The 22,572-nt window shown below is 70.8% G+C and carries 19 protein-coding genes; 6 read left to right on the top strand and 13 right to left on the bottom strand.

What is annotated here, in order from left to right; all coding sequences use genetic code 11:
* The first annotated feature begins 41 nt into the window (after window positions 1-41).
* Complete coding sequence (locus AB0F91_RS22080; protein ID WP_360599924.1) at window positions 42-1,445, top strand: helix-turn-helix domain-containing protein; 1,404 nt, start codon at window positions 42-44, stop codon at window positions 1,443-1,445.
* Window positions 1,446-1,508: 63 nt separating this feature from the next.
* Here the strand turns inward: AB0F91_RS22080 and htpG are convergent, their stop codons facing one another.
* From htpG to aceB, 3 genes are all read right to left on the bottom strand, one after another.
* Window positions 1,509-3,455: a molecular chaperone HtpG gene (gene htpG / locus AB0F91_RS22075; protein ID WP_360599922.1), complete on the bottom strand. Its 1,947-nt coding sequence runs from the start codon at window positions 3,453-3,455 to the stop codon at window positions 1,509-1,511.
* A gap of 404 nt (window positions 3,456-3,859) precedes the next feature.
* Window positions 3,860-5,056 (bottom strand): aldolase, encoded by a 1,197-nt coding sequence (locus AB0F91_RS22070; RefSeq protein WP_360599921.1) that lies wholly within the window; start codon window positions 5,054-5,056, stop codon window positions 3,860-3,862.
* Window positions 5,056-6,630 carry a malate synthase A gene (gene aceB, locus AB0F91_RS22065; RefSeq protein ID WP_360599920.1) on the bottom strand — a complete coding sequence of 525 codons (1,575 nt, stop codon included), beginning with the start codon at window positions 6,628-6,630 and terminating at the stop codon, window positions 5,056-5,058. The genes AB0F91_RS22070 and aceB overlap by 1 nt, the downstream gene beginning before the upstream one ends.
* Window positions 6,631-6,750: 120 nt before the next feature.
* Between aceB and AB0F91_RS22060 the strand changes: the two genes are divergently transcribed.
* Window positions 6,751-7,515, top strand: coding sequence for an IclR family transcriptional regulator (locus tag AB0F91_RS22060; RefSeq protein WP_360599918.1), 765 nt, complete (start codon window positions 6,751-6,753; stop codon window positions 7,513-7,515).
* Here the strand turns inward: AB0F91_RS22060 and AB0F91_RS22055 are convergent.
* The 8 genes from AB0F91_RS22055 to ftsY all read right to left on the bottom strand — a co-directional run bounded on the left by AB0F91_RS22055 (window position 7,508) and on the right by ftsY (window position 13,602).
* Entirely contained in the window at window positions 7,508-8,005 is a 498-nt protein-coding gene (locus tag AB0F91_RS22055; RefSeq protein ID WP_360599916.1) for a GNAT family protein, read from the bottom strand. The genes AB0F91_RS22060 and AB0F91_RS22055 overlap by 8 nt on opposite strands.
* A 113-nt stretch (window positions 8,006-8,118) precedes the next feature.
* Window positions 8,119-8,433 carry a DUF4333 domain-containing protein gene (locus tag AB0F91_RS22050; RefSeq protein WP_360599914.1) on the bottom strand — a complete coding sequence of 105 codons (315 nt, stop codon included), beginning with the start codon at window positions 8,431-8,433 and terminating at the stop codon, window positions 8,119-8,121.
* 12 nt (window positions 8,434-8,445) lie between these two features.
* Window positions 8,446-9,186, bottom strand: coding sequence for a hypothetical protein (locus AB0F91_RS22045; protein WP_360599912.1), 741 nt, complete (start codon window positions 9,184-9,186; stop codon window positions 8,446-8,448).
* Window positions 9,183-9,659 (bottom strand): YbaB/EbfC family nucleoid-associated protein, encoded by a 477-nt coding sequence (locus AB0F91_RS22040; protein ID WP_360599910.1) that lies wholly within the window; start codon window positions 9,657-9,659, stop codon window positions 9,183-9,185. Before AB0F91_RS22040 ends, AB0F91_RS22045 begins: the two co-directional genes overlap by 4 nt.
* On the bottom strand, window positions 9,656-10,156 hold the full coding sequence (locus AB0F91_RS22035) for a hypothetical protein (RefSeq protein WP_360599908.1): 501 nt from the start codon (window positions 10,154-10,156) through the stop codon (window positions 9,656-9,658). The genes AB0F91_RS22040 and AB0F91_RS22035 overlap by 4 nt, the downstream gene beginning before the upstream one ends.
* A gap of 29 nt (window positions 10,157-10,185) precedes the next feature.
* Window positions 10,186-11,643 (bottom strand): putative T7SS-secreted protein, encoded by a 1,458-nt coding sequence (locus AB0F91_RS22030; RefSeq protein ID WP_360600204.1) that lies wholly within the window; start codon window positions 11,641-11,643, stop codon window positions 10,186-10,188.
* Window positions 11,600-12,148, bottom strand: a complete 549-nt coding sequence (locus AB0F91_RS22025; protein ID WP_360599906.1) for a hypothetical protein — start codon at window positions 12,146-12,148, stop codon at window positions 11,600-11,602. Before AB0F91_RS22025 ends, AB0F91_RS22030 begins: the two co-directional genes overlap by 44 nt.
* Before the next feature lie 107 nt (window positions 12,149-12,255).
* Window positions 12,256-13,602, bottom strand: coding sequence for a signal recognition particle-docking protein FtsY (ftsY, locus tag AB0F91_RS22020; RefSeq protein WP_360599904.1), 1,347 nt, complete (start codon window positions 13,600-13,602; stop codon window positions 12,256-12,258).
* 150 nt (window positions 13,603-13,752) lie between these two features.
* On the opposite strand from ftsY, the gene AB0F91_RS22015 reads away from it, so the two are divergent.
* The 3 genes from AB0F91_RS22015 (at window position 13,753) to AB0F91_RS22005 (ending at window position 17,269) form a co-directional block, all read left to right on the top strand.
* A complete protein-coding gene (locus tag AB0F91_RS22015) occupies window positions 13,753-14,958 on the top strand; it encodes an anhydro-N-acetylmuramic acid kinase (RefSeq protein WP_360599902.1) in 1,206 nt (401 codons plus the stop codon).
* Between the two features lie 10 nt (window positions 14,959-14,968).
* The gene (locus AB0F91_RS22010; RefSeq protein WP_360599900.1) at window positions 14,969-16,537 is read left to right on the top strand and encodes a sodium:solute symporter; all 1,569 of its coding nucleotides are present in this window, start codon (window positions 14,969-14,971) and stop codon (window positions 16,535-16,537) included.
* Window positions 16,538-16,657: 120 nt separating this feature from the next.
* Window positions 16,658-17,269 (top strand): DUF3455 domain-containing protein, encoded by a 612-nt coding sequence (locus AB0F91_RS22005; protein WP_360599898.1) that lies wholly within the window; start codon window positions 16,658-16,660, stop codon window positions 17,267-17,269.
* A gap of 64 nt (window positions 17,270-17,333) precedes the next feature.
* Here AB0F91_RS22005 and smc read toward each other — a convergent pair whose 3' ends face one another.
* Both smc and AB0F91_RS21995 read right to left on the bottom strand, forming a co-directional pair.
* Entirely contained in the window at window positions 17,334-20,936 is a 3,603-nt protein-coding gene (gene smc / locus AB0F91_RS22000) for a chromosome segregation protein SMC (protein ID WP_360599896.1), read from the bottom strand.
* Window positions 20,937-21,124: 188 nt separating this feature from the next.
* A complete protein-coding gene (locus AB0F91_RS21995; RefSeq protein ID WP_220237756.1) occupies window positions 21,125-21,412 on the bottom strand; it encodes an acylphosphatase in 288 nt (95 codons plus the stop codon).
* A 276-nt stretch (window positions 21,413-21,688) separates the two neighbouring features.
* Between AB0F91_RS21995 and AB0F91_RS21990 the strand changes: the two genes are divergently transcribed.
* Window positions 21,689-22,366 carry a hypothetical protein gene (locus AB0F91_RS21990; RefSeq protein ID WP_360599894.1) on the top strand — a complete coding sequence of 226 codons (678 nt, stop codon included), beginning with the start codon at window positions 21,689-21,691 and terminating at the stop codon, window positions 22,364-22,366.
* Window positions 22,367-22,572: the final 206 nt, after the last annotated feature.

Here is a 22,572-nt window from a genome sequence, read left to right as displayed (position 1 = left end):
CCCAGCGGAAGACCACCCGGTTGTGCTTTCCTACAAGTCTGATGACGACCGTGAGAACCCTGCTGGGCCTGCCCGGCCTGCGCCCGCACCCGAGCACCGCCGCGGACCTGCTCGATCGAGCCGTCACACGGATCTACGTGACCGAGCTGCCGGACCCGGGCCGCTACCTGACGGCGGGCGAGCTCGTGCTGTCCGGGCTGCTGTGGTGGCGCGCGCCGGGCGACGCCGAGCCGTTCGTGGCGGCGCTCGCCGCCGGGGGCGCCGCCGCGCTGGCCGCGTCGGGTGCCGACGCCGGTGGCATCCCGGAAGACGTCATCGACACGTGCGCCCGCCACGGCGTGCCGCTGCTGGAGGTGCCACCGGACCTGTCGTTCGCCGTGGTCACCGAACGCGTGGTGCTCGCGCTCGCGGCCGCCGCCGACGGGGCGCGCAAACGCTTGCTCACCGCCGCCGCGGAGGACGCGCCGCTGGAGGACCTGCTGGCCCGCGCGGCCGAAGAACTCGGCACGGCGTGCTGGGTGCTCTCGGGCGTGCCCCGCGTAGTGGCCGGCACGGCGCCGCTGCCGGTGTCGGCGGCCGAGCCGGTGCGCCAGTTCGCCGCCGACCGTGCCCGGCCGACGGCGGCGGGCGGCCTGACCGTGCTGCCGGTGGCGAGCCGCCACGCCGTGCCGTGGCTGCTCGCCGTCGACGGGCCGCTGAGCACCGCGCAGACCGAGCTCGCCGAGGAGCTGGCCGGGCTCGTGGGCTTGGCTCGCGCGCGGTCTCGGCCGTCGCCGGCACCGCTCAGCGGGAACGTCCGCGCGGTCGCGTTGCGAACGGAAGGCAGCGCGGAGGCCGACGACGTCCTGGTCGAACTCCTGGCCACGACAGGCTCGGCCATCTCCACAGAAGCGATCAGGCCCACCGGCGGCCGCGACCACACGGCAGCCCTCGTCGCCGACGACGGTTCGTGGCCCGCCGACTGGGCCGACGACGCGGTGACCGCTCTGTCCACAGTGGAACCTCTCCTGCGCGCGACGCGGATCCTCGCCGGGGTCAGCGACCCCGTCCCCGCGGCGGAATCACGCGGCGCGTTCGAAGTGGCGCGCCACGCACTTTCCCTCGCGGCGGATCGGGAAGGCGACGTGGTGGTCGTTCCCGCCGCCGCGCTCGGCGTACACCAACTCCTGCTCGCCGGCACGTCGACCGAACTGCGCACCGCGTTGCGCCGGCGCCTGCTCGGCCCGCTGCTCGACTACGACGCCGAGCAGCACTCGGACCTCGTGCGCACCGTGCGCGTGTTCCTCGAGTGCTCCGGCTCCCCCACGCGCGCGGCGAAAACCCTGCACATCCACGTGAACACCCTGCGCTACCGCATCGGCCGCGCCGCCGAGCTGCTCGGCGTGGACCTCACGGACTTCGTCGCCCAGGTCGACGTCTACCTGGCGCTCGCCTCGGAGTCCTGAACCACCGTGAAGGGCACCGCAAGGGGATCGGAGCCCCTCGAGGTGCCCTTCACGGACCGATGGTCAGAGAGCCTTCGCGGCCCGGTCGGCGACCAGCTTCAGGAACCGGCCCGGGTCGGCCAGCTCGCCGCCCTCGGCCAGCAGCGCCATGCCGTGCAGCAGCTCCGCCGTCTCGGCCAGTGAACCGTCGGCCGGGTTCTCCGCGAAGGCCTTGCGCAGCCCGGAGACCAGCGCGTGCTCCGGGTTGAGCTCCAGCACCCGCTTGATCTGCGGCAGCTCCTGGCCCATCGCGCGGTACATCTTCTCCAGCGTCGGCGTCATGTCGCCCGAGTCGCCCACGATGCACGATGGCGAGGTGGTCAGCCGCGCGGACAGGCGAACCTCCTTGACGCTGTCGGCGAGCGTCGCCGACATCCACTTGAGCAGGTCCTCGTACTCGGCCTTCTGCTCGTCGGACGTCTCGTCGCCACCGAGGTCGACCTCACCCTTGGCGACGGACTGGAACGACTTCTCCTCGAACCCGCCCACGCCGTCGACCCACATCTCGTCGACCGGGTCGGTGAGGATGAGCACCTCGTACCCCTTGGCGCGGAACGCTTCCAGGTGCGGCGAGTTCTCGATCACCGTGCGCGACTCGCCGGTGAGGTAGTAGATGTGCTCCTGGCCTTCCTTCATCCGCGAGACGTAGTCGCGCAGCGAGGTCGGCTTCTCCGCGTGGTGCGTGGACGCGAACGACGAGATGTCGAGGATGGCCGGGCGGTTCTCCGGGTCGTCGAGCAGACCCTCCTTCACCGCGCGGCCGAACTCGCGCCAGAACGTGGCGTACTTCTCGGCGTCCTCGGTCATCATCGTCTTGATCGTGGAGAGAACCTTCTTCTCCAAGCGCCGCCGGATCGCGCGGATCTGGCGGTCCTGCTGCAGGATCTCGCGCGAGACGTTGAGCGAAAGGTCTTGCGCGTCGACCACACCCTTGATGAAGCGCAGGTAGTTCGGCATGAGCGCTTCGCAGTCGTCCATGATGAACACGCGCTTCACGTACAGCTGCACGCCGCGCTTCGCGTCCCGCATGAACAGGTCCATCGGCGCCCGCGAGGGGATGAACAGCAGCGCCTGGTACTCGAACGTGCCCTCCGCCTGCATGCGGACGGTCTCGAGGGCGTTGTTCCAGTCGTGGCTGATGTGCTTGTAGAACTCCTGGTACTCCTCGTCGGACACCTCCGACGAGGGCCGGGCCCACAGCGCCTTGCGCGAGTTGACGGTCTCGAACTCCGGCTCGGCGCGTTCTTCAACGCCCTCTTCGGAGCTTTCTTCGGCAGCGTCCAAGGGGCCGGTCTGCTTGGCCATCCGCACGGGCCAGGTGATGAAGTCGGAGTACCGCTTCACGATCTCGCGGACCTTCCACTCCGACGTGTAGTCGAAGAGGTGGTCCTCGTCGTCGGCCGGCTTGAGGTGCAGCGTGACCGCGGTTCCCTGCGGCGCGTCGGCCACCGGCTCGATCGTGTAGGTGCCCTCGCCCTCGGACTCCCAGCGCACGCCGTCGGCGGTGCCCGCCTTGCGCGTCACGAGGGTGACCTTGTCGGCGACCATGAAGCTGGCGTAGAAGCCGACGCCGAACTGGCCGATCAGGTCCTGGGAGCCGGCCGCGTCTTGGGATTCCTTGAGCTTGCGGAGGAACTCGGCGGTGCCGGACTTGGCGATGGTGCCGATGAGGTTCACCACGTCGTCGCGGCTCATGCCGATGCCGTTGTCGCGGACGGTGAGGGTCCGGGCGTCCTTGTCGAGGGTGAGCTCGATGTGGAGGTCCGAAGTGTCGGCTTCGAGGTCCTTGTCGCGGTAGGTCTCGAGGCGGAGTTTGTCGAGGGCGTCGGAGGCGTTCGAGATGAGCTCGCGGAGGAAGATGTCCTTGTTCGAGTAGATCGAGTGGATCATCAGCTGGAGCAGCTGGCGGGCCTCGGACTGGAATTCCAGGGTTTCGGGCTGTGCTGCTTGAGTCGCCGCTTCTTGAGACATGGTGTTGCGTTTTCCTTTCCCACCCCACACCAGAAGGACGGCCGCGAGCCTACCTGGGGGTGGGCTGGGTCGGTTGGGGGTGCAGGCCCGCGCGGGGCGTGTCGTGGGCTCTCGGTCCGCGCAGGGCGTGTTGCGTGGGGTGTGCACCCCGAAGCTGGATTGTGTTGACGGAGGCTTCGGATCGGGGTGCCGGGGCGGGGCTGGGTGCAGGTTCCGCTGGGTGGGTGGGCGCCGGTTGGTGGGGGTGGCGCGGCCTGGGTGGTTAGTGAGTTGGGTGGGCGAGTGGCGGTGGGTGGTGACCGAGCGCCCCCATGTGGCGTTCGGTGCGCTCAGCGCAACCAATGCGGCGTTCGGTGCGTTGGGCGCAAGGAATGTGGCGTTGGCGTGCGGCCGGGCGGGGCGCGTCAGGCCAGGCGGCGGGCGTAGCGGTCGAGGGTCGCGGCGTCGAAGGGGAGTTCGGCCGCTTCCAGGGCGCCGCAGTGCAGGCCGCCGAGGAGGTAGCGGGCGAGGGCCTCGGCGGTGGCCGGTTCGTCGAGGACGCCGGTCGAGGCTTGGGAGGCGTAGTCGCTGAGGCGTTTCACCGCGGCGGGGAAACCTTCCCGGTAGAAGGCGTAGGTGGCGGCGAAGCGGGTCGGCAGCTGGTTCGGGTGGAGGTCCCAGCCCTGGTAGAAGCCGTTTTCCAGGGAGCGGCGGACCAAGCGCAGGTGTTCGGCCCAGGCGCCGGGCAGGTCGTCGCCGAGGGGTAGGCGGTTGGTGGAGCCGTCGGAGAGGCGTACGCCGGTGCCGGCGGCCGCGACCTGCATGAGGTGCTTCGCGAAGTCCGCGGCCGGGTGGGCCATGCTCTGGTAGGCGGCGCCGATGCCAAGGCCCGCGCTGTAGTCGTAGGTGCCGTAGTGCAGGCCGGAGCAGCGGCCGGCGGCGGCCTGGATGATGCGGGCCGCGGTGACGGTGCCGTCGTGGGCGAGGATGGACTGCGCGGTCTCGATCTGTACCTCGAAGCGCAGCGTGCCCTCAGCCAGGCCGTGGGCGACCTCCAGCTGCCCGAGCACTTCGGCCGCCACCGAGACCTGCTCGACGGCGGTGACCTTCGGCAGCGTGACCACGAAGCCGTCGGGAAGGTCGCCGTTGCTGAGCAAACCGTTCAGGAACAGGTCCAGGGTGCGGATGCCGCGTCGGCGGGTGGTGGCCTCGAAGCTCTTGAAGCGGATGCCCACGAACGGCGTGCCGCCCGTGGTCGCGAGTGTCTGCCCGGCGGCCAGCGCGGCGGCGTCCTCGGCTTCGTCGCCCGGGGTGCCGTAACCGTCCTCGAAGTCGATCCGCAGGTCCTCGATCGGCTCGGTGAGCAGCTTCGTGCGCACGCGCTCGGCGACGTCCGCGTCGAGGCCGAGCACGTCACCGCGCTCGACGAACACCCGCATGGCCTGTTTGCCCCAGTCGGCGACCAGGCGGGTGCGGTACTGGGACGCCGGCACGTACACGGTGTGCACGGGCCGGCGACCCGGCGGCTCACCGGGGTACAGCGCCGCGACGCGCGCGTCGGCCTCGGCCAGGCGCGCGTCGGCGGCGGTGTAGACGTCCTCGGTGAGCCTGCCGTCCCGCATTACTTGATGTGCTCGTAGGCCGGGAGTGTGAGGAAGTCCGGAAACTCGTCGGCCAGCGCGACCTGCTCGAACAGCTCGACGGCCGGGGTGAGCACGTCTTCGGAGACCTCGGCCGACAGCTCACCGCGCACCTCGGCCAGCACGCCGCGCACGAGCTCCGCGGTGACCGTGTCGCCGGTGTCGAGCCGCGTGCCGTTCTTGACCCACTGCCACACCTGCGAACGGGAGATCTCGGCCGTGGCCGCGTCCTCCATGAGGTTGTGGATGGCCGCCGCGCCGTTGCCGCTCAGCCAGGAGGCGATGTAGCGGATGCCGACCTCGACGGCGGCGCGCAGGCCGGCCGCGGTGGCGTTGCCCGGCGTCGAGGCGACGTCCAGGAGCTGGTCGGCCGTGACGCTGACCTCGTCGCGGGTGCGCTCGAGCTGGTTCGGCTTGTCGCCGAGGACCTTGTCGAACTCCTCCTTGCAGAGGGCGACCATGCCGGGGTGCGCGACCCAGGAGCCGTCGAACCCGTCGGCGGCCTCGCGCGCCTTGTCGGCGTGGACCTTCTCGAACGCACCCTCGTTGACCTTCGGGTCCTTGCTCGGGATGAACGCCGCCATGCCGCCGATCGCGAACGCGCCGCGCTGGTGGCATGTGGCCACGAGCAGTTCGGTGTAGGCACGCATGAACGGCGCGGTCATGGTCACCGAGTTACGGTCCGGCAGCACGAACTTCTCACCGGCGTCGCGGAAGTACTTGATCACGCTGAACAGGTAGTCCCAGCGGCCGGCGTTGAGGCCCGACGCGTGCTCACGCAGCTCGTAGAGGATCTCCTCCATCTCGAACGCGGCCGGGATCGTCTCGATCAGCACGGTGGCGCGGACGGTGCCGTGCTCGATGCCGAGGGCCTTCTCGGCGTGGGTGAACACGTCGTTCCACAGCCGCGCCTCGAGGTGGCTCTCCATCTTCGGCAGGTAGAAGTACGGTCCCTTGCCGCGCTTGAGCAGCTCAGCCGCGTTGTGGAAGAAGTAGAGGCCGAAGTCGACCAGCGCGCCGACGCCCTGGCGACCGCCGAAGGTGAGATTGCGCTCGTCGAGGTGCCAGCCGCGCGGGCGCACCACGATGGTGGCGTGCTCGACGTCGTCCTTCAGTGCGTAGCTCTTGCCACCGCTCTCCAGCGTGATGGTCTCACGGATGGCGTCGGACAGGTTGACCTGGCCGGACACGACGTTGGCCCAGTGCGGCGTGTTGGCGTCCTCGAAGTCGGCGAGCCACACCTTGGCGCCGGAGTTGAGCGCGTTGATGGTCATCTTGCGGTCGGTGGGACCGGTGATCTCCACGCGGCGGTCACGCAGCGCCGGCGGCGCCTCGGCGACCTTCCAGTCGCCTTCGCGGATCTCCTTCGTCTCCGGCAGGAAGTCGAGCCGGCCGGTCGTGCGGGCCTCTTCGCGGCGCTTGCCGCGGGCCGCGAGCAGCTCGTCCCGGCGCGCCGCGAAGGCGTCGTGGAGCCCCGCCAGGAAGGCGAGGGCTTCCGGCGTCAGGATCTCGTCGCCGCGCTCCACCGAGCCGCCGAGGACCTGGACTTCAGACATGCGAAACACCCCGAGTCGTTCTTGGATAACGTCCCTACGGTTTTTACCTGACGGACTATAGTTTCTGCATAGCGGAAGCTCAAACGCGTCTGTGAAGAGGACCTGTGAGGAGGACCACCGGTGGCAGCTGAGAAAGGCGGACGGGACGGCGGCGTCCAGTCCCTGCAGCGCGCGTTCGAGCTGCTGGAGCACCTCGCGGACACGGGCGGGGAGGCCAGCCTGTCGGAGCTCGCGACCCTGTCGGGGCTGCCGATGCCGACCATTCACCGGCTGATCCGCACCCTCGTGGACCTCGGGTACGTCCGGCAGAACACCAACCGTCGCTACGCCCTCGGCGCGCGGCTCATCCGCCTCGGCGAGAACGCGAGCATGCAGTTCGGCTCGTGGGCGCGGCCGCTGCTGGTCGAGCTTGTGGAGGAGGTCGGCGAGACGGCCAACCTCGCCGTGCTGGAGCGCGACGAGGTCGTGTACGTGGCCCAGGTGCCCTCGAAACACTCCATGCGCATGTTCACGGAAGTCGGCCGGCGCCTGCTGCCCCACGGCACCGGGGTCGGCAAGGCGATGCTCGCGCAGCTGCCCGCCGACGACGTCGCGGCGCTTTTGGCGCGCACGGGCATGCCCTCGTACACCGAACACACCTACACCGACCCCGAAGCACTCGCAGCGGAGCTCACTCGCATCGCTTCGCAGGGCTACGCGCTGGACGAGGCGGAGCAGGAGCTCGGGGTCCGGTGCGTCGCCGTCGCGGTGCCCGGCATGCCGGTGCCCGCGGCGGTGTCCGTGTCCGGTCCGTCGGGCCGGCTGACCGCGGACGCGGTGGCGAGTATCGCGCCCGTCGTGCAGAAGATCGCCGACCGGCTTTCGCAGCAGCTGCCGGTCACCTGAGCTCGCCTTCGAGCAGGTCCATGAGCAGGCCGTCGTGGAAGGTGCCGTCGGGGCCGCGTTCGTACCGGCGCAGCAGGCCGACGGGCCGGAAGCCGAGCTTGGTGTACACGTGCACGGCCTTCTCGTTGGCCGCGGCCGGGTCGATCGTCAGGCGGTGGTGGCCCTGGGCGAACAGGTGCGCGGCGAGCACGCGGATGGCCTCCGCGCCGAGGCCGCGGCCGTGGTGGCTCGGGGCGACGGCGATGTCGATGCCGGCGTGGCGGTACTGCGGGTCGAGCTCCTCGGAGCTCTGGATGAGCCCGACGACCTCCCCGTGGAGCTCGATGGCGTAGCTGGAGAAGCCGGCTTCCTCCTCGAGGAGGCTTTCGACCTCGTGCACGGCTTCGCCCCACCACCGCGCGACTTCGGGCGTGGACAGGATTTCCTGGGCGCACTGCCGATCGTCCCGCGTGAGCGGACGCAGGCGGACGCGCGGGCCTTCGATGGTCATGACCGGGTTTCCTCTCGTCTCGGGTGTGTTCGGGTGACGAGGGGAAACGGGGCGGTCCACGCGGGCGTCAATCCATGGCAGGAGTGTGCGCCGGCGCGGGCCGGTGTGTCACCTCAATTGCAGATGACGTGGTCATCGACCTTCACGGAGTAGCGGACGTCGCTGCCGTTCACGGTGTTGACGGTCGCCGTGAGACCGGCCCGGGTCGTGCCGGCACTCAGCTCGCAGCGCATCTGCTGCCCGACCTTCGCGTCGATCGACCCCGGGCACGTGACGGAGTCCGGCCGCTGCCCGATCGACCGCTGCAACGCGTCGGCGATCCCCTGCTCCAGGTCGGCCTTCGCCACCTTCCGCTGCACCTCCACGTGCGCGGGACACCCGGCCACCAACGCGATACCGCACACTGCGACAACCACCCGACGCAACACTGTTTGCCTCCTCTAGGCCCAGACGGAACGCGGAATCAGCTCGAGCAGGTCGCACCGCAAATCCAATGCGGCGACGAGTTCTTCGGGATCACGGTGATCGGCGAGGCGGTCGTAGACCTCGAAGTTCGCGCCGAACAAGGAGAATCCCCGGAACTGGCGGGGGTCGGTCTTCAGGAAGTGGGTGACCGGCGGTGCCAGCACCGCACGCGCGAAGCGATCGTCGCCGGTGAGCACCTCGTAGCGCTCATCGAACTCGGCGTCGCCCACTCGAAGGTCGCCGCGTCCGATCGAGGCGTTCACGCGGCTCTCCAGCCGCACCGCCGGGCCCACCTGCAGGGCCGGGCCGAGTTTCGGAGTGCGCACCCACACGGCTCGCGCGTAATAGGTGGCCACTCCGCGTTGGCGCACCTTGAACCTGGCGCAGAGGAAGGAACGTCCCCGGTGCGTCCCGCTCACGATCTCGTGCGCTTCGAACGCCTCGGGCGGCTGGGCGAACACACTGGTCGGCGAGAACAGCTCGTCCGCGAAGGAACGCTGCAGGTGCTGGTCACCTTCGTTGTAGTAGACGCAATAGGAGTCGTTGCGCTCCTCGTACCGCCAGCCACGCCGCGGCGCTTCCTGGTTCAACCGCTGCAGCACCCCGGCTTCGGCGCGCTGCATGCTCCGGTTGTTCCACACCACGAACCAGGTCACCGCGGCCGCGATCAGGAGCGTGCCGCCGATGACGATCACGAGGATCAGCGCGACACTCACCGGGTCGATTCCTGGTCGTACACGGAGAAGTCGTCGAACTCGCCCTCCGGCGGCGCCTCGCGAACCGGCGGACGCGGCGGCGGAGCCACCGAGGTCGGGCGAGGAGCACCGAAGAGCTGCTCGTCGGAGTCGAGCACGCGGTCGAGGAACTCCGTGCTGCCGAGGCCGCGGCGCACCACGTCAGCCTGCATCCGCGCCGCCGCGGCCTGCGCTTCGTCGATCGCTCGCAGCACGTCCGCCGACAGCACGGCGGGATCGGTCTCGCGGGCGCGTTCGCTGAAGGTGACCGACGCGATCGCGCCGCCGGGACCGGCGACCACGGTGACCACGCCGTCGGGCGAGGTCGCGGTGCCCATGGCGTCTTTGAGCTCGTCGGCGACCCGTTGGTACGCCTCGGCCCGCAGGCGGTTGTCGGTCGCGGCCGCGTCGATCGCTTCGATGCGCGCCAGCAGCTGCCGCGCGGTGTCGTTCATGCCGCCTGCTCCGGTTTGATCGTGGCTAGGAACTTCTGGAAGTCGTCGATCACGTGCTCGAACTGGTTCTCCAGCAAGGCCGACAGCACCACGTGCAGCACCGCGCGCCGCTGCGGGTCCCGCTGGTCGCGCATCGCCAGGAACACCTGGAACTGCACGAGATCCACCTGCTTGCCCTTGAGCCCGACGGTCAGCTTCACCGCCTGCGTGAGACCCGGGTTCTCCGCCGAGCCGACCTCGTTGCGCCGCCCGAGCTGCACGCCCTGGGCGCCGGCCGCGCGCAGCTTCTCCACGGCCTCGTCGCCGACGGCGGTGAGCGCGACGTCGTCCTCACGCAGCTCGCCGGTGATCGTGACGTTCGCCGTGAACCCCTCCCGAGCCGACGCGGGGTTCAGCGCGACGAACGCCGCGTCCGGCGTGCCGACCTCGTCGGGGGGAACCGAGCGCCACCCGTCCGGCAGCTCGAACACGATCGGGACGGGGAAGGTGCCTGCCACTGTGTCTGCTCCAAATCTGCTGGTTCTGCTCAGAAGCCGAGGAAGTCGCCGACGGCGCCCGCCGCGTCCGAGATTCCATGCCCGACGTCGGACGCCACGTCGGCGACGTCACCGGCCACGTCCTGCACGGTGTCGACGACCTCACCCGGGTCGATACTGAGGTCGAACCCGACCTTGCCACCGATACCCAGGGCCACGCCGACCGAAGCGCCGACGTGGAACTTCCCGTCGTCTCCCATGCCGAACTGGCCGCTCGCCTCGGCCCCGACACCAGCCCACGCCTCGCCGTGCGCACCGGCGGTGACACCGGCGACCTCGGCGCTGACGTTGCCCTCGACGCGGCCGCCCGCGAACCCCTCGACGCTGCCCTGCATCCCCGACCAGCCGAGCGACCCCTGAGCGGACGCCTTGGCCCCGACTTCCGCCGAGGCGTCGCCCTTCACCGCAACGTGGTCGCCGTAGTGAATTTCGCCTTGTGCGCTGCCCTTGGCCAAATACGCCTCGGCCGACGCGCCCGCAGTCAGGCCGAGCGCTGAAGCCCCCGCGTGGGCCTCGGCCCCGGCTCCCAGTGCCGCGCCCTCGATCTTGCCGCTGCCGCCGAAGGTCCCGTCGCCGAACTTGCCGTCGAGCGAACCGTCGACCAGGTCGACGCTCGCCGAGGCCGACACGGTGCTCTCCGACGTGTCGATGCCGAGCTTTTCGAGCAGGCCGCCGAGTTTGTCGGTGAGCATGCCGTCGGACTGCGAACCCCATTCGCGGGTGTAGTTCTTGCCGCCCTTGTGGTCCTGCCAGCCACCGGGGTCCTCCTCGACCTCGGCCCATTCCTTCTTGTCAGGGTCCCACTTCTTCGTCTTCTTTGTGTCGCGCTCCTCGGCGCCGAACTCGTGGGTCTTGCCGAGATCCTTGGAGTAAGTCCCGTCGTCCTTCTTCTCGAAGCCCAGCTTCTTCGCCGTGGAACCGCCTGCCGCTTCGAGAGCGGCGCGGGCGGCCCTCAGGATCCGCTCGGCCTCCTGCGTCGCGGACTGGCCGGGGTCGGCGAAGGCCGGGACCGCATGTCCTCCGGTGAGGGCCTGGTAGGCCTGCACGGTCCACAGCGCAGACGCGGCCCGGGTGGCCGCCTGCCCCTGCGTGTACAGCTCGATCGCCCGCTGGGCTTCGGACTGGCTGCGGGTGAGAGCGTCGCCGTAGTCCGCGAGGGCGTTGGCGCCGGTGCCCAGCACGCCGATGGTGTCGCACCACTTCTTTGGTTCCTGGCCGAACGTCTCGCGGAACCGGTCGCTCGCCTCGCCGGTCCACTGCTTCGCGTCGACACCGGACAGGCCATCGGAGATCGCGGCCATCCTCTGGATGTTGCGGACGAGTTCCTTCAGGTCACCCGAGATGAACCGCGGTTCCCCCGGGAGGAGTTCCTCGGGTCGGTCGTCTCCCCCAGCTCGGCGGCCATCAGAACACCGGCCCTTCGCGGTCCGCCTCGGCGACGGGGCCAGGGCCCTCCACCTCGGACTTCGGACCGGGGAACAGCTCCCGGGAGCGCTCGGGGCTCATCACGTCCGGCGGGAGTTCGTCGATCGACCCGCTGATGCGGCCGGTCCCGCCGCCGGTCCACGCGGGACCGAGCTTCTCGGTTTCGGCCGGACCGACGGACCTGTGCAGGATCTCGCCGAGCGGGCCGAAGATGCCGCCGTCCGAAGGCCCGCCGAACGCCTTCGCCGCGGTCTTCACGATCGCGTCGCTCGCGGTGTCGTCGGCGCCCGCGTAGCGGACCGCCGCCGTGCGCAGGTCCTCGCCGTGGCCGTGGGCCTTGCCGGTGAGTCCTTCGACGACGGACGCGATGTCTGCGATGAAGCTGCCCCAGCCCGCCTGCACGCCCGCGTGGCCGTAGTCGCCGCTCGGCCCCTGCCACAGCAGGCCCGCGGCGCCGCCGACCACGTCACCGATGGTGTCGGCGGCGCGCTCGAGCTCCTCCGTTACGGCGTCGAACCCGCCCGTCATCCCCGCGAACCCCTCGTCCGGCTGTCACGACGTGATCACCGTGGCAGAGACCGGCGGGGCTTCTGCGCTCTTCGCCCGTTGATCACCTCAACGGGCGAATTTCACCCTCAGCCGAGCAGGGCGTCCACGAACGCGCCGGGCTCGAACGGCGCCAGGTCGTCCGGTCCCTCGCCGAGGCCGACGAGCTTCACCGGCACCCCGAGCTCCTTCTGGACCTGGAAGACGATGCCGCCCTTGGCGGTGCCGTCGAGCTTGGTAAGGACGATGCCCGTGACGTCGATGACCTCGGAGAACACGCGAGCCTGGGCGAGGCCGTTCTGGCCCGTGGTGGCGTCGAGGACCAGCAGGACCTCGTCGACCTTCGCCTGCTTCTCGACGACGCGCTTGACCTTGCCGAGCTCGTCCATGAGGCCGGTCTTGGTGTGGAGGCGGCCGGCGGTGTCGACGAGGACCGCGTCGGCGCCTTCGTCGATGCCGCGCCTCACCGCGTCGAACGCGACGGCCGCGGGGTCGGCGCCTTCCTTGCCGCGCACGACCGACGCGCCGACTCGTTCGCCCCAGGTCTGGAGCTGGTCGGCGGCCGCGGCGCGGAAGGTGTCGGCCGCGCCGAGCACCACGGTGGAGCCCTGCGAGACGAGCACGCGCGCGAGCTTGCCGGTGGTAGTGGTCTTGCCGGTGCCGTTCACGCCGGCGACGAGCACGACGGCGGGCTGCTTCTGGCCGTCGATCTCGTGCGGCAGCGCGCGCACGGCGCGGATGCCGTCCGTGGACAGCGAAGCGGTCAGGACCTCGCGCAGCATTTCGCGCGCTTCGGCGGGCGTGCGCACCGCGCGGCGCGAAAGCTCGTCCCGCAGACGTTCGACGATCTGGGTCGTGGTGGCGGCACCGAGGTCGGCGATGAGCAGCGAGTCCTCGACGTCCTGCCACGAGTCCTCGTCGAGGTCACCGGCGCCGAGTAGGCCGAGCAGGCTCTGGCCGAACATCGAGCGCGACTTCGACAGCCGCCCGCGCAGGCGCTCCAGGCGACCGGTCGCGGGGTCGATCTCCTCGATCGGGAGGACCGGCTCGATCGGTTCCACCGTGCCCTCGACCGGCGCGGCCGCGGGGCCCTCCGACTCGGGCTCGGGCAACTTGACGTCGCGCATCGTGCGCTGGTCGGAGTCGCGCGGCACCGCGGCGTCGTCGCCCACGGCGGGCTGGCCGTCGACCTCCGGGCGGTCCGCGACCGGGTGCTCGGCCGGTTCCACCGGCGCAGCGACAGCGTCGGCCTCACCCCCCGGCGCGAAGGTGATGCCGCCGGACGCGGTGTACCCGCCGCCCTTCGGCTTCTCCTCGACCTTGCGCGTCTGTTCGAGGCTGATCCGCCGCCGACGTGCGATGAGCAGCCCGGACACCAGCACGGCGACCAGGACGACGACGGCGACGATGACGATCCAGAACCAGGTGCTCGACACGCACCCATCCTGTCATCCGCTCCTCGGCTCCCCCGGACACCCCACCGAGCTACTGCCTTCAGGCCAACGGATCACACGCCGAATTCCGATTCGGCCAAGACTTCACGACTCGCCTTGCGTCTCCGCTTCACCCCGGCTAAACCACTCCGGATGAAAACCCACGGCTTCCGCGTCCTCGGCCTCCTCTCGGGGACTTCGGTCGACGGCATCGACGTCGCCGTCGCCGACCTGCACGCCGAAGACGGCATCGTGGTCCTCACCCCGCTCGGCGAGCTCGACGTGCCCTTCACCGCGGAAACCCGCGAAGCCGTGCTGGCCGCGCTGCCGCCCAACCCGAGCAGCGCCGAGGCGCTCACCGTCCTCGACACCCGCGTCGGGCAGGCCTTCGCCGAAGCCGCCGCACGGGGCATCGCCGAGCACGGGCCCGTGGACGTGATCGCCTCGCTCGGCCAGACCGTCTACCACTGGGTGGAGAACGGCGTGGCGCTCGGCACGCTGCAGCTGGGCCAGCCTGCATGGATCGCCGAACGCACCGGCACGCCCGTCGTCGCCGACCTGCGCATCCGCGACATCACCGCGGGCGGCCAGGGCGCCCCGCTAGCCAGCACGCTCGACGCGTGGTGGCTGCGTGGCCTCGCCGAAGAGACGGGCGAGGCCGTGGCCGCGCTCAACCTCGGCGGCATCGCCAACATCACAGTGGTCGGCGAGCGCGACGCCGTGCTCGCCTACGACACCGGCCCCGCCAACGCGTTGCTCGACCTCGCCGCCGCCCGCGTGACCGGCGGTGAGCAGCACGCCGACGTCGACGGGAAGCTCGCGCTGGCCGGCACCGTCCGCCACGACCTGCTCGACCGGCTGCTCGCCGACCCGTACTTCGCCGCCGCACCACCGAAGTCCACCGGCAAGGAGCACTTCCACGGCGCCTACCTCGACGCCGCCCTCGCCGGCCTCCCGCCACTCACCGGCGAAGACCTCCTGGCGACGCTCACCGAGCTCACCGCCGCGACCGTCGCCGCCGAATGCCGGCGCCACCACGCGGCGACGCTCGTCGTGTCCGGCGGCGGCATGTGCAACCCCGCCGTGATGGCGGCGCTGGCCGGCAACCTCCGCGGCGTCGCCCTGCGCACCAGCGACGAGCTCGGCCTGCCCGGCGCGGGCAAAGAGGCGTACCTGACCGCGCTGCTCGGCTGGCTGAGCTGGTGCGGCGTGCCGGCCACACTGCCTTCGGCGACCGGCGCGCGCGGGCCCCGCCTGCTCGGCGCGCTCACGCCCGGAGCACACCCCCTGAACCTTCCGGCCCCACTGGGGGGCACCGTGGACCGCTTGCGGGTCACGGAAGTTGGCGCACGACGGTAGGAGAATCCCCATGAACCCAGTCGATCTGGTGATCGTCATCGTGTACCTGGCGGCGATGCCGATCATCGGCGTGCTGGTCGGTCGCAGACAGAAGTCCGCGAACGACTACTTCGTCGGCGAACGCAGCATGCCGTGGTGGGCCGTCACGCTGTCGGTCGTGGCCACCGAGACGTCCACACTCACGGTGATCTCGACGCCGGGCCTGGTCTTCGGCAGCGAGTTCCTCTTCCTCGAGGTGGCGTTCGGCTACATCCTCGGCCGCATCGTCGCCGCGTTCGTGCTGCTGCCGCGCTACTTCCGCGGCAACTACGTGAGCGCTTACGAGTTCCTCGGCCGCCGCTTCGGGCGCGGGCTGCAGGGCACGGCGTCGGTCACGTTCGTGATCACGCGCCTGCTCGCCGAGGGCCTGCGGCTGTTCGCCGGCGCCATCCCGATCAAGGCGATCCTCGACCACTACGGCATCCACACGTCCTACTGGCACATCGTGGTACTGCTGACCGCGCTCACGCTCATCTACGCGTTCGTCGGCGGCATCAAGTCGGTGATCTGGGTCGACGTGATCCAGTGGTCGCTCTACGTCCTCGGCGCGATCGGCGCGGTCGTGTTCCTCTCGACCAAGCTGCCCGACGGCTGGACGTCGATCGCCGCGAGCCAGGGCCGCTTCCAGCTCACCGACTTCACGTCGAACATCATCACCAGCCCGTACGCGTTCATCGGCGCCGTGGTCGGCGGCGCGTTCCTGTCGATGGCGTCGCACGGCGCCGACCAGCTGATCGTCGGGCGGCTGCTGTCGACCAAGAGCCTGCGCGACGGCCAGCGCGCGCTGATCGGCTCGTCTTTCGTGGTGTTCGTGCAGTTCGCGCTGTTCCTGGTGGTCGGCGCGATGCTGTGGGTCTACACGGGCGGCAAGACGGGCGCGACGGCCACCGCGGTCGCGGCCGGGAAGATGTCCGGCGACGACGTGTTCTCCAACTTCATCGTCAACGACCTGCCCGTGGGCCTGGCCGGTCTGCTCATCGCCGGCATCCTCGCCTCCACGATGGGCGCACTGGCCTCGGCGCTCAACGCACTGTCCACTTCGACCATCGCCGACCTCTACCAGCGCTTCACGCACCGCTCGGTGGAGGACTCGAAGCTGCTGCGCCACGGTCGCATGTGGACGCTGATCTGGGCGGTGGTGTTCGCGATCTTCGCGTCGCTGTTCACCAACTCCAAGGACCCGGTGATCCAGCAGGGTCTCGGCATCGTCGGCTACACCTACGGCGCGCTGCTGGGCTCGTTCTTCCTCGGCCTGATCGTGAAGAAGGCACGCCAGGCCGACGCGGTGGTCGCGTTCGCGTGCTCGGTCGTGGGCATGGCGTTCCTGATCCTGTTCGTCAAGTTCGACAAGGCCACCACGGCCGTGCACATCCAGTTCGGTGCGGCCACGAAGACGCTCGTGCCGCTGGCCACGTACTGGTACACGTTCGTCGGCGTGGTGATCACGATGGTCGTGGGCGGGCTGCTCGCGCTGCGCCACCGCGACGCCGACCCGCACGCCGCCGAGGTCGACGCGCCGAAGGCGGAAGTCGCCGCCTGACCGGCGCTTGACCACACCGTCGGGAAATTTTCCCCGATCGGGTGAACCGTCCCGGGGTGGGCGCTCGTGCACCTGACGAGCGCCCGCCACCGGATGACGGGCCCGGATCAGGCGGGGACGATGAAGCGGATTTCTCTGGCACTGGCGGCGGGTTCGATGATCCTCCTGGGCGGTGCGACGGCGTGTTCGTCGGCCTCCGGGGCAGCGGCGGCCGACCCGGGCGCGCCGGCGAAGGCGGCGGCCGGAGCCCAGTCCGGAACGCAGGCGCAGGACCAGACCGGGACCCAGGGCGGCACCCCCGAAGTGATCGCGGCCCCCGCGCAGGTGCAGGTGCCGCCGGGCAACAAGCGCGTGGCCACCTTCCACGGCGAGGGCGTGCAGATCTACGGCTGCACCGACGGCGCGTGGACCCTGATCCAGCCCGCGGCCATCATGTCCGACAACGGCAAGGCCGTGGCCCTGCACAGCAAGGGACCGGTGTGGACGTCCACTGTGGACGGCAGCACGGTCGCCGCCACCGCCGTGCCCGGCAAGGCCGTGCAGCACGCCGACGCGATCCCCGAGATCCTGCTCAAGTCCGACCAGGACACCGGCAAGGGCGTGTTCGGCACCGTTACCTACGTGCAGCGCCTGGCCACCAAGGGCGGCCTCGCCCCGAAGGGCGCGTGCACCACGGGCCAGCAAACCTCCACGCCCTACTCGGCCGAGTACGCGTTCTGGGCCGCGAACTGAAGCACGCGAGGCAACGAATAAGGGGCTTCCCGGAAGTGGGAAGCCCCTTTTCGCACGTCCGGAGTCAGCCCGCGGGCACGGGCTCCTCGTCGCCGGAGCGCAGGCGCTGCGAGATCACCTTCGTGATGCCGTCGCCCTGCATGCTGACGCCGTAGAGCGCGTCGGCGATCTCCATGGTCGGCTTCTGGTGGGTGATGATGATCAGCTGCGACGAGTCGCGCAGCTGCTCCAGCAGCCCGATCAGCCGGCGCATGTTGGTGTCGTCGAGCGCCGCCTCGACCTCGTCCATCACGTAGAAGGGTGAGGGGCGGGCGCGGAAGATGGCCACCAGCATGCCCACGGCCACCAGCGACTTCTCGCCACCCGACAGCAGCGACAGCCGCTTCACCTTCTTGCCCGGCGGGCGCGCCTCGACGTCGACGCCGGTGGCGAGCAGGTCGTTGGGCTCGGTGAGGACCATGCGGCCCTCGCCGCCGGGGAACAGCACGCCGAACACGGTTTCGAACTCGCGCGCGACGTCGGCGTAGGCCGAGGCGAAGACCTCCAGGATCTTCTCGTCGACCTGCCGGATCACGGCCTCGAGGTCCTTGCGCGTGTCCTTGAGGTCCTCGAGCTGGGTCGAGAGGAACTTGTAGCGCTCCTCCAGCGCCGCGAACTCCTCCAGTGCCAGCGGGTTGACCTTGCCCAGCAGCGTCAGGTCCTTCTCCGCGCGCTTGGCGCGGCGGGCCTGCGTGTCGCGGTCGTACGGCATCGGCGGCGGCATGGTCACGTCCTCGCCGCGCTCCTTGGCCGCCTCGTACTCGGCCACCTCGCCGGCGCTCGGCGGCACCGGCACGTCGGGGCCGTACTCCTGGACCAGATCTTCCAGGCCGATGCCGAAGTCCTCGGCGATCTTGGCCTCGAGCGTCTCCAGCCGCAGCCGCTGCTCGGCGCGCAGCACCTCGTCGCGGTGCACGGCGTCGGTCAGCTTTTCGAGCTCGCCGGACAGCTCGCGGACCTTGGCGCGCACCGCGCTAAGCGCGGTCTCGCGGGTCTGACGCTGCGCCTGGGCTTCGTCGCGCTCGGCGGCCGCGCGCTGCACGGAGTGCTCGATGCGTTCCAGCGCGAGCTCACCCGCGTTGACCACGGCGTTGGCGATCGCGGCGCCCCGCTCCCGCGCCTCGCGGGCCTTGGCCGCGCGTTCGCGCGCCTGCTGCTCGGCGTGCGCCGCGCGGCGCAGCGACTCGGCGCGCCCGGCGATGCTGCGCGCCCGCTCCTCGGAGGTGCGCTGCGCGAGCCGCGCCTCCATCTCCTCCTGGCGGACGACGGTCAGCTGGGCCACGGCCTCGTCGCGCTCGGCCGTGTCGGGGTCGTCCTCCACCGGCTGCTCGGCGACGGCGGCGAGCCGCTCTTCCAGCTCCGCCAACTGCTCCAGCGCCTGCTCGCGGCTCTGCTCCACCTTCGCGCGCTGCCCGGCGAGGCGCTCAACCTCGGCCTGCGCCGACCGAGCGGCCTGCTGAAGCCGGTTCAGCCGCTCCGACGAACGCGCCTTGCGGACCTTCGCGTCGCCGAGCGCGTCCTTGGCCTGGCCGACCTCTTCCCGCCGGGCCTGCTGCTCGGCGCGGGCGCCTTCCAGCTCGGCCGTGTGGCGCTCCAGCGCGCGCTCGGCCGTGCGCAGCCGCTCGCCCGCCTCGTCGACGGCGGCCTGGACCTCGATCACGCTCTCGCGCGCGGCCGAACCACCGGCGACCCAGCGGGCACCGAAAACGTCGCCCTCGCGAGTCACCGCACGCACATCCGGGTGGCTCGCCACCAGCTGGCGCGCGGCGTCGAGGCCGTCGACCAGCGCCAGCTTGTCCAATGCCTGCTCCACGGCCGGGCGCAGCTGCTCGGGCGCGGTCACGACCTCACGGGCCCAGCGGGCGCCGTACGGAAGCATCGGCCACGACGATGTGTCCACAGTGGACCCGTAGCCACCCAGCACGATGCCGGCGCGGCCGGAATCGGTGTCCTTCAAGTACTTCAGCGCCGTCAGCGCCTGCTCGCCGCCGGCCACGGCCACGGCGTCGGCCACGGGCCCGAGCGCGGCGGCCAGCGCCACCTCGTGGCCCGGCTCCACCGTGAGCAGCGCGGCGACCGAACCCAGCAGGCCCGGCAGCTCGTGCGACGCACCCAGCAGCGCGCCGGCGCCGTCTTTGCGCTTGAGGCCCATCGACAGCGCCTCGACGCGCGCCCGCTCCGACGCGATCTCGCGTTCGGCCGAGCGCTCGGCCTTCACCAGCTCTTCGACGCGGGCCTTGGCGGCGTTGTTGGCCTCGACCGCCCGGTCGTGGCGTTGCATCAGGTCGGCGTCGTCGGACTCCTCGACACCGCCCTCGGCCTTGGCCTCTTCGAGCTCCTCCAGCGCGATCTCCGCGCGCTCGGCGGACTCCTGCAGCGACACCGACAGACGGTCGATCTCGTCGGCGGTGGCGCCGTTCTTGCTGCGCAGCGCCTCGACCTGGCCGGTCAGCTTCGCCATGCCCTCGCGGCGGTCGGCGATGGCCCGCACCGCGGCCCAGTGGGCGCGTTCGGCGGCCTGCACCCGCTGCTCGAGATCCTCGCGCCGCAGCACGGTCTCGGCCAAGAGCTCGCGGGCCTCCATCACGGCCTCGTTGAGCTCCTGCTCGCGCTCGGCGACCTGCTCGGCCTCGGCCAGCAGCTCCTCGGGGTCGCGCCCGCCCGTCGGCGCCGAGACGTCGGAGGACAGGTGGCGCTGGCGCTCCACGGCGAGCCGTACGGTGCCGCGCAGGCGCTCGGCCAGTGCGGAGAGCTTGTACCAGGTCTCCTGCGCGGTCTGCAGCTTCGGCGCGTCCTCGGCGAGCGAGGCCTCCAGCTCCGTCTCCTCGGCGGCCACGACCTCCAGGGCCTGCTCCACCTCGGTGCGGCGCTGACGCGCGGTGCGCTCGTCCGCCTCTTCCCGGGCGATGGCGTCGCGCTGGGTCACCAGGTCGTCGGCCAGCAGGCGCAGGCGGGAGTCACGCAGCTCGGACTGCACCGACTGGGCCTTGCGCGCGATCTCGGCCTGCTTGCCCAGCGGCTTGAGCTGGCGGCGCAGCTCGGTGGTGAGGTCGCCGAGGCGGTCGAGGTTGCCCTGCATGTTCGCGAGCTTGCGCAAGGTCTGTTCCTTGCGCTTGCGGTGCTTGAGGACGCCCGCGGCCTCCTCGATGAAGGCGCGGCGCTCTTCGGGCTTCGACTCGAGGATCGCCGACAGCTGGCCCTGCCCGACGATGACGTGCATCTCGCGGCCGATGCCGGAGTCCGACAGCAGTTCCTGCACGTCCATCAGGCGGCAGCGGTCGCCGTTGATCTCGTACTCGCTCGCGCCGTCGCGGAACATGCGGCGCGTGATGGAGACCTCGGTGTACTCGATGGGCAGCGCGCCGTCGGTGTTGTCGATGGTGAGCGTGACCTCGGCGCGGCCCAGCGGGGCGCGGCCCGCCGTGCCGGCGAAGATGACGTCTTCCATCTTGCCGCCGCGCAGGTCTTTCGCGCCCTGGGTACCCATGACCCAGCGCAGTGCGTCGAGGACGTTCGACTTGCCCGAACCGTTCGGGCCGACCACGCACGTGATCCCGGGTTCGAACCGCAGCGTGGTGGCCGAGGCGAAGGACTTGAAACCCTTCAGCGTCAAGCTTTTCAGGTGCACTTGGTGCGGACCTCTCCGGCCTCGGGTACTGGCTCTACAGTCCGCCAAGGCTACCTGGGCACCCGCCGTGATCGCGGGAGGCTGCCTTCCGCGGCGCGCCTAGCACAGAACGCAGCGCACCGGCAACCCGTTGTGTCCCACCCGTCACAGCGGCCACCCGGGCGGCGCAGTGCTCCCGGTGCTGCCGCTCAGCGCTCGGCGAAGCCCGTCAGACCGCCCTTCGCCGGGCTCCAGCGCTCGACAACGTGATCCACACTTCCGGGTGATTCTCCCGACCTCAGGGTGGCCAACAACCGCTCACAGTGGTCTCGGCCACCCTCCGCTACCACCTCGACACGGCCGTCGGGCAAGTTGCGGGCGAAGCCGACCAGACCCAGCTCCAGCGCGCGGCTCCGGGTCCACCAGCGGAAACCGACCCCCTGGACTCGCCCGTGGACCCACGCCGCCAGCCGAATGTGTGTTTCTTCCTCACTCACGCGTCCATCCTGCCCTACGACACCTGCTGCGGACAGTGACGGGGCAGGCCCCGTACCTGCGCGAATGGGTCACAGGCGGTGATAACCTCCCGGCCGGGGTCCGCGTCCGGCGCCCCGATCCCCTGAGCGCTCCGGGGAGCCGGACCGAACCACGCCACGACTTCCAACCTCCGGAAGTGGTGCCCGAACGCTTGGAGCACCCGTCGAAGCCGGGAGACGGCGTCGTCCTGACTGCCCCGACCTGCTACAGCGATGAACCGCATGTAAGGAGCCTGCATGTCCCGTCCCGACGGGCCGGATCCGAGCTCACGCATCTCCGTCGCACCGCCGAGGGCCACGAGCGGCCTGATGAACCGGACCGGCTACGCCATCCTCGGGGTGAGCGGCCTCGTGGTCGCCACGGCCTTCGCCGCGGTCGCCGAACTGGCGGGGCCGGGCAGCACCACCGCCACGTCCACCACCGTCCCCGGCGGCGGCCAGGGCACCTTGCCGGGCAGCTCGCAGGTCGTGCCGGGCAACGCCGTGCCGGGCGCCCCGATGACCGTGACCGGCGAGCCGACCGCGGGCGACCCGACGTCGGTCCCCCCGACCCCGACCACGGTCGTCTCCACCGGAGCGGACGGCGTGCCGACCACCACCGTGGTCGTCCCGCCGCCGAACAACCCGCCCGGTCAGCCGGGGCAGCCCGGACAGCCCGGCGGTCCGGGCAACAACCCGCCCGGTAGCAGCAACACCGTGAAGCCGCCGCCGCCGCCGTCGAGCGACACCCCGCCGACGTCGACTAGCAGCGCCCCGCCTTCTTCTTCGGATAACCCGCCGACCTCGTCCCGGTCCGACCCGCCGCCGAGCAGCACCGGCGGGGGTGGGTCCACCAGTGGCGAGCCGCCGAGCTCGCCGCCGGTGTCGTCCTCCACGGACGTCCGCACGACCGACCCGACCGGTCCCACCAGCTGACTACACGACGATGGCCGCCCCGCGGGGCGGCCATCGTCGTGTTCAACGCACCGAATGCCGCATTGGGTGCGTTGAATGGGGCCTGGCGCGCAGCGCCTCCATTGAGGGTGGTGGCGGGGGCATGGATGGAGCAACCAACGCCACATTGGGGTGCGGGCCGCAGGGGCGGCCATCGCCGTTTCCGGCACTCTCCGGACCCCACCCCT

It is taken from the genome of Amycolatopsis sp. NPDC023774, from assembly GCF_040639695.1.
Taxonomy (GTDB): domain Bacteria; phylum Actinomycetota; class Actinomycetes; order Mycobacteriales; family Pseudonocardiaceae; genus Amycolatopsis.
The sequence above is the reverse complement of the archived record's forward strand: the minus strand, read 5'-3'. Positions and strand labels throughout refer to the sequence as shown.